This window comes from Metabacillus sp. Hm71, assembly GCF_051842955.2.
Classification (GTDB): domain Bacteria; phylum Bacillota; class Bacilli; order Bacillales; family Bacillaceae; genus Metabacillus.
Genome location: NZ_CM200278.1, coordinates 1367828 through 1385031 on the forward strand (window position 1 = coordinate 1367828; position 17204 = coordinate 1385031).

At 38.3% G+C, this 17204-nt stretch carries 12 protein-coding genes; 9 read left to right on the forward strand and 3 right to left on the reverse strand.

The window, feature by feature from the left end; translation table 11 throughout:
• The first annotated feature begins 144 nt into the window (after positions 1-144).
• From ACSVDH_RS06780 to ACSVDH_RS06805, 6 genes are all read left to right on the forward strand, one after another.
• A complete protein-coding gene (locus ACSVDH_RS06780; RefSeq protein ID WP_439248973.1) occupies positions 145-1401 on the forward strand; it encodes an extracellular solute-binding protein in 1257 nt (418 codons plus the stop codon).
• Positions 1402-1536: 135 nt separating this feature from the next.
• Complete coding sequence (locus ACSVDH_RS06785; RefSeq protein WP_299093988.1) at positions 1537-2469, forward strand: carbohydrate ABC transporter permease; 933 nt, start codon at positions 1537-1539, stop codon at positions 2467-2469.
• 3 nt (positions 2470-2472) lie between these two features.
• On the forward strand, positions 2473-3321 hold the full coding sequence (locus ACSVDH_RS06790) for a carbohydrate ABC transporter permease (protein WP_439248974.1): 849 nt from the start codon (positions 2473-2475) through the stop codon (positions 3319-3321).
• 33 nt (positions 3322-3354) lie between these two features.
• Entirely contained in the window at positions 3355-3774 is a 420-nt protein-coding gene (locus ACSVDH_RS06795; RefSeq protein WP_439248975.1) for a hypothetical protein, read from the forward strand.
• 288 nt (positions 3775-4062) lie between these two features.
• Positions 4063-8175, forward strand: coding sequence for a carbohydrate-binding protein (locus ACSVDH_RS06800; protein ID WP_439248976.1), 4113 nt, complete (start codon positions 4063-4065; stop codon positions 8173-8175).
• 364 nt (positions 8176-8539) lie between these two features.
• Positions 8540-10420 (forward strand): family 43 glycosylhydrolase, encoded by a 1881-nt coding sequence (locus tag ACSVDH_RS06805; RefSeq protein ID WP_439248977.1) that lies wholly within the window; start codon positions 8540-8542, stop codon positions 10418-10420.
• 693 nt (positions 10421-11113) lie between these two features.
• Here ACSVDH_RS06805 and ACSVDH_RS06810 read toward each other — a convergent pair.
• From ACSVDH_RS06810 to ACSVDH_RS06820, 3 genes are all read right to left on the reverse strand, one after another.
• On the reverse strand, positions 11114-11650 hold the full coding sequence (locus ACSVDH_RS06810) for a cupin domain-containing protein (protein ID WP_439248978.1): 537 nt from the start codon (positions 11648-11650) through the stop codon (positions 11114-11116).
• A gap of 133 nt (positions 11651-11783) precedes the next feature.
• On the reverse strand, positions 11784-12701 hold the full coding sequence (locus ACSVDH_RS06815; protein ID WP_439248979.1) for a ketose-bisphosphate aldolase: 918 nt from the start codon (positions 12699-12701) through the stop codon (positions 11784-11786).
• Positions 12702-12834: 133 nt separating this feature from the next.
• On the reverse strand, positions 12835-13587 hold the full coding sequence (locus ACSVDH_RS06820; RefSeq protein WP_439248980.1) for a DeoR/GlpR family DNA-binding transcription regulator: 753 nt from the start codon (positions 13585-13587) through the stop codon (positions 12835-12837).
• Positions 13588-13870: 283 nt separating this feature from the next.
• Between ACSVDH_RS06820 and ACSVDH_RS06825 the strand changes: the two genes are divergently transcribed.
• The 3 genes from ACSVDH_RS06825 (at position 13871) to ACSVDH_RS06835 (ending at position 17203) form a co-directional block, all read left to right on the forward strand.
• Positions 13871-14749, forward strand: coding sequence for a ketose-bisphosphate aldolase (locus ACSVDH_RS06825; protein ID WP_439248981.1), 879 nt, complete (start codon positions 13871-13873; stop codon positions 14747-14749).
• A 138-nt stretch (positions 14750-14887) separates the two neighbouring features.
• Complete coding sequence (locus ACSVDH_RS06830; RefSeq protein ID WP_439248982.1) at positions 14888-16201, forward strand: ABC transporter substrate-binding protein; 1314 nt, start codon at positions 14888-14890, stop codon at positions 16199-16201.
• 69 nt (positions 16202-16270) lie between these two features.
• Complete coding sequence (locus ACSVDH_RS06835; RefSeq protein ID WP_439248983.1) at positions 16271-17203, forward strand: carbohydrate ABC transporter permease; 933 nt, start codon at positions 16271-16273, stop codon at positions 17201-17203.
• Position 17204 lies beyond the last annotated feature (1 nt).

Below are 17204 nucleotides of genomic sequence, written 5' to 3' on the forward strand. Positions count from 1 at the left end.
GAAGTGGACTCTCTCTTGGCTGAAGTCAATTGATTTCAGTCAAGGGATTCATCTTATATAAATTTTTGATAGTCCGACACTTTTGTGAAAACGCTTTAAAACAAAGGGTGCATGTACAAACTAATTTAATTGGGGGGTAACAAAATGAAGAAAAAAGCACTACTCATGTTTTCGATCCTTTTTGTGTTTGTGATGGCTTTATCAGGCTGCAGCAGTTCTTCGAGCTCTGGTTCTGCTAAAAATGAAATCGTTTATTGGAATCCATTTACAGGTCCTGATGGTGAAAATATGAAGCAAATTGTCAATGAATATAATAAAACAAATCCAAAATTCAAGATTAAGAATGTATCGATTGGTGCAGATGATATGTATGCGAAAATCCCAACAGTTGTTAACTCGGGAAAAGGGATACCTGACCTCACCATTGTTCATGCTGAAAGAATTAAGCAATTTGTAGACAATGATTTATTGCTGCCATATGATGATCTATTAGCTGATTATCCAGAAATTAAAGCAGAAAACTATGTACCAGCCGGCTGGAATATCGGGGAAATTGATGGCAGCAGATACAGTGTTCCGTTAGATGTACACAGCTTTGTTATGTATTACAACAAAGATTTGCTAGAAAAATATGCGCCCAATGCTCTTGATGACAATGTGATTACATTTGATGAAGTAAGAGAAGCTGGAGAAAAGTCTAGTAAAGACGGTATTAAAGGGATTGGCATCACGTGGACACGTCCGATGTTCTTATCGATTTACAATCAATTAGGCGGAGATATTACAAGTGACGGCGAAACACCAACACTTAATACACCTGAAGCGAAAGAAGCACTGGAGTTATTAAAAGGATTAGTGGATGACAAAATTGCCAACAAAGATGGAGAAGACCCTGGACAGTTATTTAAATCAAATAAAGCGATCTTCTATCCTGAAGGAATTTGGATGCAAAACAGCTTAAATGAAGTGAAAAAATTAAAGTGGGGTCTGACAAGCTTCCCGCAAGTGTCACCTGATAAAATTGTCAACTGGACATCCTCTCACCAATTCGTCATGTTTAAGGATGAAAACCGATCTAATGAAAAAGTAAAGGGAATGCTGGACTTCCTTGATTATGTGAGAGAAAATTCACTTCCATGGGCAAAAGCTGGACAAAACCCAGCAGCTTTAGCGACATTAGAAAATCCTGAATTCAAAGAGCTGCCGCAATCATTTTTACTCGAAGATCCTAAATTACAAGAGTCACTTAAAATCTTTGATTATAAGTATAATGGCTTCGTAGCTGAAGAGGTTGATAAACTAGCTGGCGATGCCATTTTTGGAAAGCTTGAAATTGAAAAAGGATTGGAAAATGCTCAAAAAGCAGTTGAAGATAAAATCGCAAACAATAATAAAAAATAACGTTTCTCTATGATTTGAAAAAGGAACGCCTGAGACTGTCTAAACATCAAAGGGACAAACCCCAGCGTACATGAGGGGGCAGTCCCTTTGCGGCAGCCTCCTCTATTCGAGAACGAAAGAATAGGAGCTAAAATAATGATAAATACTGGAGCGAAAAGGCAAGTAAATGTGTCCGCTGCATTAGGTAAATATTCGAATAAAAAACGGCTGAACCTTTCTCCCTATCTTTATATTGGACCACATCTCATTTTATTTGGTATCTTTTTTCTCTTTCCAACTTTATATGGAATTTACATTTCATTTACGAATTGGGACCTCATTGGGGAGCCTGAGTTTGTAGGAATGGCAAACTATACAGAAATTTTATTTAATAAAGATTCCACCTTTTATGAACAGTTGCGAATCGGTTTGGGAAATACGTTTAAATTTGTTTTGTATACCGTACCTGCTTGTATTATTGTGCCGTTGCTCTTAGCTGCCGCTCTTCATACAAAACCGAAAGGAATGACCTTTTTTCAGGCATTATTTTACATGCCGACATTGTTTTCTGTTTCTGCCGTCATGATTGTCTTTTCCATGCTCTTTAGTGTTTCATTTGGACCGATTAATCATTATCTAAATGTGGATACAAACTGGCTATCTAATCAGCCTTACGCGTGGATTACATTAGTGATCGTAACGGTTTGGTGGACAATCGGTGGAAATATGATTATTTATCAAGCCGCTCTTAACGGTATTCCAAACGATTTATATGAAGCAGCCTCTATAGATGGAGCAAATGGTGTTCAAAAGTTCTTTCGAATCACACTTCCTAGTATAAGAGCACAGCTATTATATACCGTAGTAATCACGACCATTGCCCAATTCAATGTATACGGGCAGCCGCTCATGTTAACACATGGCGGGCCAACAAGCTCGACGACAGTGCTGTTAATGTACATTCAAGAAAATGCCTTTGGCTCTGGAATATCAATTGCCGGTATTGGGGCTGCAATGGCAGTTATTCTTGGTATATGCATTATGATCGTTTCGGCTATTCAATTCTTCTTTTTAAGACAACGTGACTAGGAGGTGCCTACCTTGAAGAAAAAATCGATTTCTAAAATATTTTCATTCATTTTTTTATTGTTTATGGCATTTATATGGATTGTCCCATTATTGTATACAACCTTATCAACGTTCAAAAGTGAGGCTGATATTCAATCAAGCGCCTTTACGATTTTACCGATTAATTGGGTGATTGGTAACTATCAGGATGTTCTTTTTGAGAATACGAGTGCTCCAGTAGCAAAGTGGTTTATAAACTCGCTGATTATATCTGTTTCACAAACGGTTTTAGTATTAGTGCTTGTTTCATTAGCAGGTTATGGCTATTCAAGAATGAAATTTAAGGGAAGAGATGCGATCTTCGCCTTTTTAATGGCAACGATGATGTTCCCTGGCGTTGTAAATCTGATTCCGCTTTACAAAATTATTGATACATTTGGCTGGGTAAACAACTACTTGGCAGCGATTGTTCCGGGGACAGTTGGAGTTTTTAGTATCTTCCTCGTAAGGCAATTTATGCAAGGGATCCCTAAGGATTTTGATGAATCGGCACGAGTGGACGGCGCTTCAGACTTTCAGATTTTTACGAAGCTCATCTTGCCGTTAATAAGACCTGTTTTAACCGTTGTCGCGTTATTTACCTTTACGGGTTCATGGAATGACTTCCTATGGCCATCGATTGTCTTTAATGAAGTTGAAAAATTGCCGCTTACACCTGGATTGCAATTACTTCAGGGGATCTATGGCGGACTGGAGGTTGCTCATTCTTTAACTGGGGCACTAATTGCGATGGTTCCGACATTTATCCTTTATTTGTTCACACAAAAATACTTTATGGAATCCCTCTCCCTATCATCAGGGGTTAAAGGGTAATCAATCAAAGGTGTTTATGAAGGAGGTTTAGGAATGAGTAGAAAGCTGGAAAGAAGATTCATTAGGATCGGGGCGATATGGCAAATTGTTTCAGGTCTCCTTACGATTTTTGTGTATGCCTCTTTTATTAAAAAGGAAGGGCTGAATTCTTCCTATAACACGATTGCACAGCTTGAGGCAGCACAGTCTGTTTTTGGCAGCTTGTATATGTTTTCCGTTTCCTTTGGGATGATCTTTGTTATTCTAGGAATCTTAAACTTGGTTTTAGCGAAATCACTGAAGGATGATCAAGCTGAAATGAAAAAGCCAATCTGGTTTATCGTTCTGGGGGTGGCATCCTATTTCGTAATGGATGTTTTAGGATCCATCATGTTTCTATCTGCAGGGGTTCTGGCGTTAGCTAAAAATAAATCGATAGCTAAGCTCGGAAACTATCATTTACAAAATCAATAAAATAATTGTCGTGCTGTTTTCGTCACTATCGGCCCATTAAAAATCAATAGGATATAACCAAGGAAGGGTTTTATCCTTTCCTTGGTTAAAGGTTGATTTTTTTTTGTATTTTTCCGCTCTAGTTCGTTACTTATGCATCTATAATACATAGCTGCCAATGTGAATCTAAAAAATAGATGTTTTAGTATAAAAAATGTTAGCGATTACCTATCTGAGAGGAGGAATTTGAGTCATTTGTTTATAGAATTCTAGTCTAATTGCAGTTTAGCGAAAAAAGGAGGAGATTTTTTGACAAAGGTTTTATCGATAGCCATTGTGATTAGTTTTGTTTTAACTATCCCATTATCCGCATTAGCCTACAGCAATCCCTTCAAATTTTCGGATTCTTGGAAGTGGGATACAGGGGTATTTTATGGAGAAGGTGATCCCTATATTTTAAAGCACAACGGTACTTATTATCTTTATGTCAGTACAGTGGATGATAAGCATGGTGTCAAAGCATGGAAATCAGAGGATTTGGTGAATTGGGAGTACGGCGGATTAGTGACAGAGGAGCCTACAACGAAGGCTGCCTATGCTCCTGAGGTTGTGTACTGGAATGGCGATTTTTATATGTACACATCACCTGGCGGAAATGGTCATTATGTGTACAAAAGCTCATCGCCGCTAGGACCGTTCGTCAAGCAAACAGATAACCTGGGAATGGGTATTGATGGCCATGTCTTTATTGACGATGACGGAAAATGGTACTTCTATAGTACGGGTGCTCAGCGAATTGATGCTCGTCCTATGTCAAATCCCTTTACGTTTGGTCAAGCATCAAACACTGGTGCAGAAATGAATGGCTGGACAGAAGGGCCAACCATTCTAAAAAGAAATAATAAATACTATATGACCTATACAGGAAACCATGTTTGGAACAAGGCATACCGTCTTGATTATGCCAGCAGTGATTCTCCAATGTCTGGTTTTTCACATGAATTTGAACAAAATCCAATCTTACTGAACACAGAAGGGGAAAATGTAGGACTAGGTCATAATTCAATTATTCGCGGGCCGGATCTTGATTCCGAATATATGGTTTACCATAGTCATGCCAATCCAGGACGATATATGAATCTTGATCGAATCGCGTGGAATGGAGATAAAATGCTCGTTCTGGGCCCAACAACAACTGAACAGCCTAACCCGGATTTGCCTGATTTTAGTGAACGTTTTTCACCATCATCACTTGATGAAAATTGGGAAACGATAAATGGAGGAAGCTGGAGTATTGCCCCGGAAATGGCTGGATGGCTTCAACAAACGGCAATCAATGACACGCAAATGGTGAAAAAAGTGACCAAAACTTCCACTGCTTCAGACTACACCGCAGAATTCAATATGAAAACCATTAAACAAGGCTCGAGCAGTAACCCCACCTTTGGTGCCGTATTCTCCTATAAGGATGAAAACAACTACGGCTTAGCATTATTAAGCCCTAAGAAAAATCAATTGGAAACCTTCTTTATCGTAAATGGTGTTGAACAAAAGAGGGAGACTACAGATTTACCTGAGGGCTATGATTATTCGAAGCTTCATCAAATACGGATAGAAAAGTCTTCATCAATGTTTAAATTTTTTGTTGATGGCATGCAAAAGCAAACCCGTGAAATTGCTGGGTTAGCTGGAGGGAAAATCGGATATGCAACATCTGATCTTCATGCCGCTTTCGGGTATACGGCATTCAGCAATAAAGTGAATGGAAGCAATGTGTTTGATGCCTACAAGCCAGTACCGGGAAAAATTGAGGCGGTACATTATAAGACGGGCGGTGAAGGTACAGCCTATCATGATACAACACCTAAGAGTACTAGCGGGAAATATCGAAGTGATGCTGTTGAGTTAAAAGAAAATTCTGAAGGTGGCTATCACGTAAGCTTAAATGATTCTGAATGGCTAAATTACAATGTCAATATTGCAGAATCCGGTACTTATAATGTCGATCTAAGAGTTTCTGCATCTAGTGCTGATGCACAAGTGAAATTAGTGTTAGATGACTCGACTGATTTAACTGGTGTCATCAATATTCCAAAAACAGATGAGTGGAAAACACTTTCAATTGAGGGAGTTGAATTACCGAAGAGTCAGCATACACTGAAAGTTGTCGTTGAAAATGGAACATTTGATTTATCCAACATGCATTTCCAAGAAAATAAACAAGTGGAAGAATTATTTACAGACTTTAATGATGGCACTAGCGATGGATGGGAAGAAATTGAAGGATATTGGACGGTTAAAACAAATAAACCAAGCTCATTTGATGCGTATAAACCAATCCCAGGGACGATAGGTGCGGCTTACTATATAACCGGAGGCGAAGGGATCGCTTACCATGATACAACCGCTGAAAATATCGGCGGTGTACTAAGGGGAGATTCTGTCGATATCCGTAACAATCCAGAAGGTGGTACGGCAGTTGGGTGGAATCAAACCGGGGAATGGTTTAAATACAATGTCTCGATAAAAGAAGCGGGGCTCTATAATGTTCAATTAAATACGGCAACAACGTTTCCTTCCGCAAAGGTTCGCTTATGGCTTGATGATGAAATAGATTTAACTGGTGTGCTGGATGTTCCTAATACAGGTGATTGGAATAATTGGCAGCCTGTCATAAAACAAGGGATCACATTGCCTGAGGGTGAACATACAATTAAGGTTGAAATCGTTGAAGGAGAATTTGATTTTACTAGTCTTGAGTTTACTTCGTTTGATATTCATAAGCCAGTGCCTGGAATCATCGAAGCGGAAGATTACAACCTAGGTGGTGAAGGTGTAGGCTATCATGACAATACTGCCGAAAACACTGGAGATGTTTACAGAGAAGATGGTGTTGATCTTCGAAAAGATCCAGAAGGCGGTTATGCAGTTACCTCCAATCAAACAGGAGAATGGCTGGCATATGATGTAAACATTGAAGAAGAAGGCATATATGGTCTTGATCTCCTTACATCGGCAATCAAAGATGGAGGAAAAGTAAAACTTATATTAGATGATGAAATTGATTTAACAGGGGAAATCAGCATACCAAATACAGGTGATTTAAATAACTGGCAAACCATTTCATTAAAGGATCTATCATTACCAGCCGGGAAACACACATTAAAGCTTGTCACTGTCCAGGGAGAAATTGATATTTCGAGATTAACGCTGCACCGATTTGACCATCATAAAAAGCTTCCGGGTACCATCATGGCAGCTGATTATATAACCGGTGGAGAAGGTGTTGGCTATCATGATCTTTCACCTGAAAATATTGGCGGCAAATATAGAAGAGATGCTGTTGATATCCGTGTGAATCCGGAGGGGGGCTATAATGTTGGCTGGAATCAAGCTGGTGAATGGTTAAACTATCATGTTGATATTGAAAAAGAGGACAAGTATCAAGTAGATATTAAAGCGGCCACTCAAATAGAGGGCAGCCAAATCAGACTTTGGCTTGATAATACGATTGATTTAACAGGTATAATTGATGTCCCAACAACAGGAGGCTGGGATAACTGGGAAAGTGTTATAAAAGAAAATGTCTCTTTACCAGCTGGAAAGCACACCATTAAGGTCGAAATGGTCAAAGGAGAATTCGACTTTAGAAGCATCGATTTTTCATTAGATAACGATGAAGAGCCGCCGGCAATTGAAGGAGAGTACAGCACAGCACCAGGCACCTTTGCAAAATCTGTCATCGGAGATCGCTTGTGGAAGGATTATACTGTTGAAGCAGATATCAATGTGGGTTCTGGAAAAGGTGACGGTGGTCTGATTTTTAGAGTCAATAACCCAGCAAATGGAATTGAGCTTGGTCAAAACAATCCTGATTTTATGCAAGGATATGTGGCGTATATCAATAAGGATGGCGTTCATTTAGGGAAAATGAATTATGATTGGACTTACTTAAAAGGTGCTGAATTGAATGAGCCATTAGATTCATGGCAGCATATGAAGGTTGTGGCAAAGGGCACGAATATAAAGGTATATGTCGGTGATATGGAGACCCCTAAAATCGATTACACAGATACCAGCAGCACGGCATTTACCCAAGGTAAGGCAGGGTTAAGATCCCACTATAATGAAACGAAATTCGATAACGTTGCTGTAAAACCAATTGTGATCACTCATTTATCAATGCAAAACGAGCTTGATGCGCTGAGAAAGTCAGGTGAAATTACGGTTAGTGGATATAAAAAATTAACAAACAAGTTGAAGCAGTCCGAGCACCATTTTAACAATAGCAAAATGGACCAATCGATCAAACATCTTCATGATTTTAGAAGACTTGTAGAAAAAGAACGTGATCTAGCTGAAGAAGTAAGACAGATATTTGAGGCAGATGCTTTAAGGCTAATAAGGGCGATTGAGAATTAGTTACAAATAGATAGGTAAACCTATGTGTCTACCTATCTATGAACCTTTTAAAGAAGCCGTTTTTATAAAAAGCTAAAGGTTGTTTTTTTTAGGTTTCTTGTAGAATAACTGATTAGGTTGATTGGAGCGTAAGGTGTGAGACTCCTGCGGGAGCAGCGGGACAAGGTGAGACCCCACAGGCGTTTACGCCGAGACAGGCTCACCGCACGCCCCGCGGAAAGCGAGCATCCTGGAGCGGAAATCAACCACTCACCACTACTTGTTAAATATCAACAAATTTTATGAAAACAGCCAAATAAAAAGTCTTTTTTTCACAAGAGTTAAAAAGGAAGATTCTACTGAATAGGAAAGGGTGGAAGATCCAATGAAAAAAAAGAAGCTTTATAAGCTAGCAACAGCAGCATTCCTCTTGCCTTTTATTTTCGGAAGTTCACCACAGCAATTATTAGCTTCTGAACATGCTAACAATACCAGCTTAAACTCGGTATTTTCTAAAAAGGAGGCATTTGAATTGTTTAAAAATCCAGTGGTGGGCGAAGGGGCAGATCCTTGGGTTGTCAAACATACGGATGGTTACTATTATTACACGCAAACAACGGGAAATAATATTACGATTTGGAAATCAAAAAATCTATCTGATTTAGGGCAGGCTGAAAAGAAGGTTGTGTGGACACCTGATCCAGATGCGCCGAATGCCCATCATATGTGGGCTCCGGAAATGCATTTTATTGATGGAAAATGGTACATCTATTTTGCTGGATCAGCTGGTGATATGGGAAAACAAAGAATGTATGTGCTGGAATCAGAGGGCTCTGACCCATTTGGACCCTATCATCATCCAGAGGGAACTGATTTTGGAAAAATCACCGACCCTTCCGACAAATGGGCTATTGACGGAACAATCTTGGAGTATAAAAATGAATTATTCTTTGTCTGGTCAGGATGGGAGGGCGATGTCAATGTTAGTCAGCACTTATACATAGCCCGATTAGAAAATCCTTGGACGATCAGCGGGGAGCGGGTGGAGATTTCCCGGCCGGAGCTTTCATGGGAAAAGAATGGATTCCCGCTCATCAATGAAGGTCCGCAAATCTTAAAAAACAAACAAGGGAAGGTGTTTATCGTATATTCTGCCAGTGGAAGCTGGACTGATGATTATTGTCTTGGAATGCTGACGTTAACAGGTAAGGATCCGCTTAATCCGAATTCTTGGAGGAAGAACCCAACACCAGTATTTGAAAAGAATCCTGCACTTGGTGTATATGGTCCGGGTCATAATAGTTTTGTTAAATCTCCAGATGGAAAGGAAGATTGGATCGTTTATCATGCCGCTAAGTTCAAAGGGGCTGGATGGAACCGGAATGTTCGGATGCAAAAGTTCTCATGGAATGACGACGGAACACCTAACTTTGGCGTCCCTGTAGCGGCCGATACATTGCAGCGCGTACCTTCTGGAGAGTCGACAGGAAGACTGACTCCACAGCTGCCAGGGGTTGTTTATACGTATGAGGCAGAACAAGCAACTATTAACAATGCCAAAATTGTCAATAATACGTCTGCTTCAGGTGGAGCAAAAGTTGGCTATATTGATTTTCAAGATAGTTTTGTAGAATTTGACGTTCAAGTACCAGCCGGCGAATACACGATGAAGGTTCGATACGCAAACGGGATGGGAGAACAATCAAGCCACTATGTCACGATTAACGGACAAGACCAAGAAGAGTTAACATATGACAGCTTTGGCTGGGATTCCTGGAAAGATGCCGAAATGGACCTAAAGCTAAATCAAGAGGAAAACACCATTCGACTTTCAAAAGGCAAGCTATATGCGGAAATTGATTCGATTGAATTAATCCCGAAACAACAATCTATGTATAAGTATGAGGCAGAGCATGCAAAAGTAGAAAATGCGGAAATTGGTGCTGATGCAACTTCTTCAAACTATCAAAAAGTAGAAAAAATGGACGATGAGGATAGTCAGATCACTTTTCCAATTCAGGTTCCTGAAGCTGGGGTTTATGAGCTGCAGGTAAGATATGCAAATGGGACAAATTCAATGAGTACACATCGAGTAAATGCAAATGATGAGCGAGTTGGTTCTGTTTCCTATCAACATACTGGCTGGGATAAGTGGGAGTTCGCTTCTGTTCAGGTGGAGTTAAAAGAAGGGATTAATCGGATCAGCTTTTTAAAGGATGAGGGAATGGCTGATTTGGATTATGTTACGTTTAAAAAGTTGGATTAGATTGGCAGGAGAAGTGGCGGGTTTGAATCCCTCTGGAATCATTAGAGTGAAGCTTCAATTCCTTGATATGAAAGGGATTGAAGCTTTTTTGTAATAGGTTTTGGATTGAACCATTCTATGTTATTCGTATAATGACTTGTCTTAAAAATATTTCTTAACGGGTGTCAATACTTGGGAACCAATAATACTAAGGTTCCCCTTTTTCGTTACGAGAGTAACGGGAAGAATTTTTCAATAGTGTGGTTTAAATGCCGATGCATATTAATGCAATATTTTGTATTGGGATTAAGTAAAGAATAACATTTGTAAAAATGAAAATAAAGTAGTAAAGATAATGCCTAATGTTATTTGAGGAAAGAAGATAGGTTCTCAACTAATGGATGTGATGATTTAATAATGGAGGATGGCTGTTTTTTTTGTTGCACTACTTGGCCGGATAGTTATGAATAATAGAATATATTACTTCGTAATTGACCAGAAACGTAATAAAAAACAAAAACCACCAGGAAAATGATCTAAGCAACTAATTCACTCTCCTGATGGGATTTTCGAATTAATGACCTTCCCTTTAAAGATGGAGGGAGAAAACGCCCCCTTATATTGAAAATAATGTTACTGCTTCTCTTTCTTGTATCCTTTCAACTAACGCTCAATTTTAACTGTATATTCTTTTATCTATTTTTTACTCTCTAATTAATCGTGAACACGTTTTATTCTTGGGTCAGTAAAGACATCTGTCTCATCTTCACTATTAGATGAAAATTCCGATACGATAGCTCCTTCTTCTCCCGCTTTAAACCAGTGCTTCGTATTTTCTGGGATGGTATATTGTTCACCAGGATGCAATACAACTTCATGGAATACCGTATAGTACTTGAAATCTTCTGCAGGAGGAGATGTTTTCGGTGATACTGTAGCTTCTCCTTCTACATACAGATAAACTGTTCCTTTACGGCATCTAAACGTTTCTAACTTGCCAGGATCTCCATTTTTTCGAGGTGGATGGCGATGTTCAGGACAGGTTTGATGCGGAAACAAAACTAAGTCTTTCGCACAATAACGCTCGGTATTTACATAAGTAATTAATTGCAGTCCCGTTTTTTCGAGATTATTTAAGCCAAAGTCTGTTATCTCAATCGCTTCTTGTTCAGCTTGAGTTAAGATTATTCCCGTATTAGCGAGCATATTCGTTACTATTGCCCGATAATCCTTTGTTTGCAGTTTAGCCATATAAAACAACTCCTCTTATTAAGCCAAATCTTAACAGATATTTTGTGAGATCTTTTGTGAGGTTCAAAGTATGGTATATTTGTGAGATTCGCATTGTGAAGATTCTAGTTGTGGGTTTATTTTCGTAAAGATATTACTGATATAAGTTACTAGCTACTGTTTTTTCAGTTCTTTTAGGTGTAACCACCTTGTCGTAAAGACTAGCTTTGCCTACAGAGTTAAATAGATGCATTTTGCGGTTGATCACCTTACGAGCTTCTAGAATACAGTCTGGATAGATAACATTTGGATCCCAGTATTCAGTAGAATTTAAAATTTCACGCGCTTTTTTATAATAAGCGTACTTCATATCACTAGAAATATTAATCTTACTGACTCCTAGTTTGACAGATTGAGCAATTTCACTATCTGGATTAGATGAACCACCATGTAATACGAGGGGAATATCAACAAGGTTATTAATTTCTTCAAGAATATCCATTTGTAACTCTGGTTTAATATGTTTTGGATAGATACCATGTGCGGTACCTATCGCCACTGCTAATGAATCAACACCTGTTCTTTCAACAAAATCCTTTGCTTCATCAGGATTAGTATATGTAACTTTGGATACGCCGCCTTCAACTGAATTTCCTGTGCTTCCAATCGTTCCTAACTCACCTTCAACTGAAACACCAACCGCATGAGCAATTTCAACGACCTTTTTAGTTACACTGACATTTTCCTCGTATGGAAGTAAAGATCCATCAATCATGACCGATGTAAATCCGCAACGAATCGCTCTTAATACTTCTTCCATAGAACCACCATGATCCAGGTGTAACACAAATGGAACGTTGCTTTCATATACACGGTGTTTAACATAAGAGAAAAATTCATCTGTTAAAAATTCATGTTCAGAAGGGTGGATGGCAATGATTGCTGGAGAATTTAATTGTTCAGCCTCTTCAACTACAGCTCTTAGAAATGTACTATCAGCAACATTAAACGCACCAACAGCAAATTGATTTTCTTTTGCAACAGTCAATAATTCTTTCATTGTAATTAACATACAGGTAATCTCTCCTTTAAATAAAGTTTATTATTATTGTATGCGCTTACTAAAAACCCCTAAAAAATTTACATATTCCAATATTTTATGAAAGATTTATCACCTCCTTTAGTAATTTAATTTAGTTAAATCCTCACACCTTGATTAATTTGACATCCTTATTTTCAACAACAGAATCCCAGTAATCTGATAATCTATTATCTGTTACAATCATATCGACGCTTTCGAGTGGTGCAAAAAGATTCATCGAACGTTTTCCGAATTTGGATGCATCGGCTATCATGTAAGTTTCTTCACTGCAATTAATCATGGTTTCTTTAATTTCGGCGTCGGAGAAGTGGTATACGCTAAAGCCACTTTCGGTAACACCACTTGTTACAATAAATGCTTTATTAACGTACAAGCTTTCAAGGAAAGATTTCGTTCTACTACCAAGGAACGCTTGGGAGTTTTGCCGAAACTCGCCGCCAGCCATAAATAAGGAAATATTCTGCGCATAGCGGAGGCGATATGCTGTGGTGAGAGAGTTCGTAATGACTGTAACATTCTCAAGTAATGATTCAGCCAATCCAGTTGCAATATAATCTGCGGTTGTCCCGGAATCCAGAAAGATCGTATCGTTGGAGGATATAAGTGTCAAACAATATTTAGCGATTTTTATTTTTTCATCTTTACTTTGTGTCTCACGTTGTACAGGCGATTCTTCTCTTACATGACGGATTCCCCCATGATACCTCTCGAACAATCCGCTCTGTTCTAATTTTTGCAAATCCCTTCGGATGGTCATATCCGATACTTGAAATTCGTCAACCAAATCCTGAACGGATAAGCTTCCTTTTTTCATTATCAATTCAGATAGTTTTTTTAGTCGCGTTTCAGTAGACATAATTTTCTCCAATCACTCATTCATTTGGTTTCTACTTTTATTTATAAAGGAACCAAACGAATAAATCAAGTGAAATAAACGAAATGGACAAATAATCAAACAAATAATGTTAATTTTATGTTTATTCTGAAAATTATCGTTGACAAACAAACATAATGCGTTTAATCTTGAGGTGTAAATAAACATCAGTAATCTAGGGAGGCGAGCAAAGTAAAATAGGAGCAAAGATAGGTTAACCATGTATTAACATGAAAAACAAAAAGATAGTGGAGAAGGTGTTAACATGTTGACGACTATGGAAGATTTACTAAGTGTAGCGTATAAGGAAAAATTTGCAGTGGGGTCTTTCAATATTGCGAATAGCGAATTTGTAAGGGCTGTCATTCAGACGGCTGAAAGAGAAAAATCACCTGTCATTCTTCAAATTCATCCGAATGAAATTGAACTGATGGGAGACGAGTTTGCCGCATATTGTGTTCAAGCAGCTCATCGCGCGAGCGTTCCGGTAGTGATCCATCTTGATCATGGTCGCGATATCGATGATGTTGTTCGAGCTATTCGGAATGGATTTACATCCATTATGATAGATGGATCACATTTACCTTATGAGGAGAATGTTGAACTAACCAAAGGAGCCGTGAAAATTGCTCATGCGCAACATATTTCCGTAGAAGGAGAACTTGGGACCATCGGGAATACAGGCACAAGTTCAGAAAGTGGGATGGAGGAGATTTTGTACACAGACCCGGAACAAGCAAAAGATTTCGTGGAGCGCACGAATGTAGATACTCTTGCCATCGCAATCGGCACCTCACATGGTTTATATCCAAAAACTATGAAACCTAAGCTCCAGATTGATCGTTTGTCTCAAATCTATGAAAGGGTGAATATCCCGCTTGTCTTGCATGGAGGTTCCGATAACTCAGAGGACGATATTCGGGAATCCACAAAGTATGGTGTTGGAAAGATCAACCTTTCGAGTGAAATGAAGCGGGCGTTTTTTATAAAACTTCGTAATACGTTGAATAACAATCCAAATGGCTATGAGCCGGATGCGCTTTTTCCTAGTTCAACTGAAGCTGCTATGGCAATTATTTCGAAAAAAATGCATTTGTTCGGTTCAGCAGGTAAGGCCGACTTGTATCAAGTAACACAATTATAAGATAGAGTATTGAAATGGACTTTTTACATCGCTAGACTATAAGGATTCCTCGTGTGCGCCAGACTCATATTGATCAACCTCTAGGAAATTAGCAAAAATACCCAAAGTATTTTAATAGAAAAATAGGGGGTTTTTAATTTGAAAATATTTAAACATCATAATTTGAAAGCGCTTAACAATCCTGTTCTGTCAATTTTAATGGTAGTGAGTCTTTTCATTACACTAGTAGCTTGTAATGGTTCAGAAACATCCAACACTGATGGCGATGATGGTAGCAAAGAAGTTACATTAGAATTCCAACAATGGTGGGGAGTAGAACTACCAGATGGTGCACTTCAGGAAATCGTGGACGAATTTACCGCTGAAACGGGAATTAAGGTAAACCTTTTAAGCAATCCATATGCTGATACAAAAACGCAAATTGCAGCTGGTGCAGCGGCAGGAACAATGGCAGATGTTGTTGGCCTTGATGGCTCATGGGTATATGACTTTGCTAAACAAGGATCAATTGCAAATTTGACAGAATTAATGGAAGCTGATGGATACGATGATAGTCAGTTATCCGATCAAATCAAAGTTGATGGGAATACATATATGATTCCTGTTGTGAATTTTGCCTATCCGATGTATGTAAACCTAGATATTTTAAAAGAGGCTGGTATTAAAGAAATACCTAAAACCTGGTCTGAATTTACTGAAGCAACTAGCAAAATTACTGAGTCAACAGGGAAGGCAGGATGGGCTATTCCATTGTCCACAGAATCTCCAAGTGGTATTCAAAACAATTTTATGAGCTGGCTATGGGCTTCGGGGGGGTCTATGTTAAATGAAGGAAAGCCTGCTTTGACTGATAATGAGGACTTAACTGCTACTGTTGAGTTTGTAAAAGGATTATTTGATGCTGAAGTAGTAGCTCCAGGTGCATACGCGATGAAAGAAGCGGATATGGTTGAAGAGTTTACAAATGGGCGTGTAGCATTTATGACGGATTCACTAGCTCACTTAACAACTATTAAAGAAGGAGCCCCTGATTTAAACTTTGATTTTATTCCAGTACCGGTTAAAGATGGCTATAGTGGCAAAAGTGGTATGGACGTTGCAAACTGGGGAATTGGAATTGCAGAAAATAGCGAACATAAGGAAGAAGCGATGAAGTTTGTTCAATACCTAATGAGTCCTGAAGTAAATGCGAAAATTGCTGTTTATGCAAATGCCTTCCCAGGAAACTCCAAAGCACAACCTGATTATTCAGCAGCAGATGAATTATTCTTAAAAGCTTATGAACTATACCAGGACAGTTATGCAATTAACGAATTTACTGGACTTCCAACTTCAGAAGAATTAATGAGAACATTTGATGAACAACTACAACTTTACTTAGATGGAGATACAAGTTCAGCAAATGCTATGTTAAAAGAAACGCAGGGAATATGGGAACAATCATTTGATTAACAAATGATTGATTAATCAACGGGGTGTATGTTTGACATACATCCCTGTTTGGAAAGGTGGTAATGGCAGATGAGGACAGATATCAAAACTGAAACAATAAGAGGGTTACAGCATAGTAGAAAAGCTCATTATTTAAAAAAGAAATTCGAGCCATATTTATATCTTACTCCAACAATTATATTAATGGTTCTATTGTTAATTATACCTATTTATATGGTGATTCGTTATTCCTTTTTCGATAATGTCATTACGAATAAGAATCCCGAATTTATAGGTTTGCAAAACTTTAAAGAAATATTAACGGACAAATCATTTTTAACGGCCGTAAAGAATACAGGGATTTTTGTTGGCGGTAGTGTAATTGTACATATGATACTAGGTATGACTTTTGCCATGTTGTTAAATACAAAATATCTTAGTTCGAAAACCAAAGCAATATTCAGAGTAATCTTCGCTTTACCATGGATGTTCACGGCATCTGTAATAGCCGTTTTATGGAAGATGTTACTCAATCCAAACGGTTTTATTAACTACTTTTTAGTAGAATTTAATTTAACAAGTAGTCAGATAGAATGGTTAGCCTCAAGAGATTTTGCACTGTTTTCGGTTACAATGATTAATATTTGGGCGGGTTACCCATTCTTTATGATTAGTATTTTAGCCGGTCTTCAAGGAATACGATCAGATCTTTATGAATCTTCTGCGATTGATGGAGCAAACAGCATACAGCGTTTTTTCTATATTACCCTTCCTCAGTTAAAACCAATTTTAATAAGCTTAATTCTGTTAGATTTTGTTTGGACAATACAACAATTTGCACTTATTTGGATGACCACTGGTGGAGGACCAATAAATGCGACTGAGATGCTTAGTACGTTTATTTATAAATTAGGATTTAGTAAATATCAATATGCTCTGGCTTCAGCTAGCTCAGTAATTTTATTAGTCGTATGCACAATCATTGCAATCATTTATGTACGACACCAGAGGGGGCAAGAATAAT

What these genes read in the sequence shown, in the direction of transcription:
- ACSVDH_RS06780 (WP_439248973.1), top strand. Translation starts at nt 145, where the DNA reads ATGAAGAAAAAAGCACTACTCATGTTTTCGATCCTTTTTGTGTTTGTG.
- ACSVDH_RS06785 (WP_299093988.1), top strand. Translation starts at nt 1,537, where the DNA reads ATGATAAATACTGGAGCGAAAAGGCAAGTAAATGTGTCCGCTGCATTA.
- ACSVDH_RS06795 (WP_439248975.1), top strand. Translation starts at nt 3,355, where the DNA reads ATGAGTAGAAAGCTGGAAAGAAGATTCATTAGGATCGGGGCGATATGG.
- ACSVDH_RS06805 (WP_439248977.1), top strand. Translation starts at nt 8,540, where the DNA reads ATGAAAAAAAAGAAGCTTTATAAGCTAGCAACAGCAGCATTCCTCTTG.
- ACSVDH_RS06810 (WP_439248978.1), bottom strand. Translation starts at nt 11,650, where the DNA reads ATGGCTAAACTGCAAACAAAGGATTATCGGGCAATAGTAACGAATATG.
- ACSVDH_RS06815 (WP_439248979.1), bottom strand. Translation starts at nt 12,701, where the DNA reads ATGTTAATTACAATGAAAGAATTATTGACTGTTGCAAAAGAAAATCAA.
- ACSVDH_RS06820 (WP_439248980.1), bottom strand. Translation starts at nt 13,587, where the DNA reads ATGTCTACTGAAACGCGACTAAAAAAACTATCTGAATTGATAATGAAA.
- ACSVDH_RS06825 (WP_439248981.1), top strand. Translation starts at nt 13,871, where the DNA reads ATGTTGACGACTATGGAAGATTTACTAAGTGTAGCGTATAAGGAAAAA.
- ACSVDH_RS06835 (WP_439248983.1), top strand. Translation starts at nt 16,271, where the DNA reads ATGAGGACAGATATCAAAACTGAAACAATAAGAGGGTTACAGCATAGT.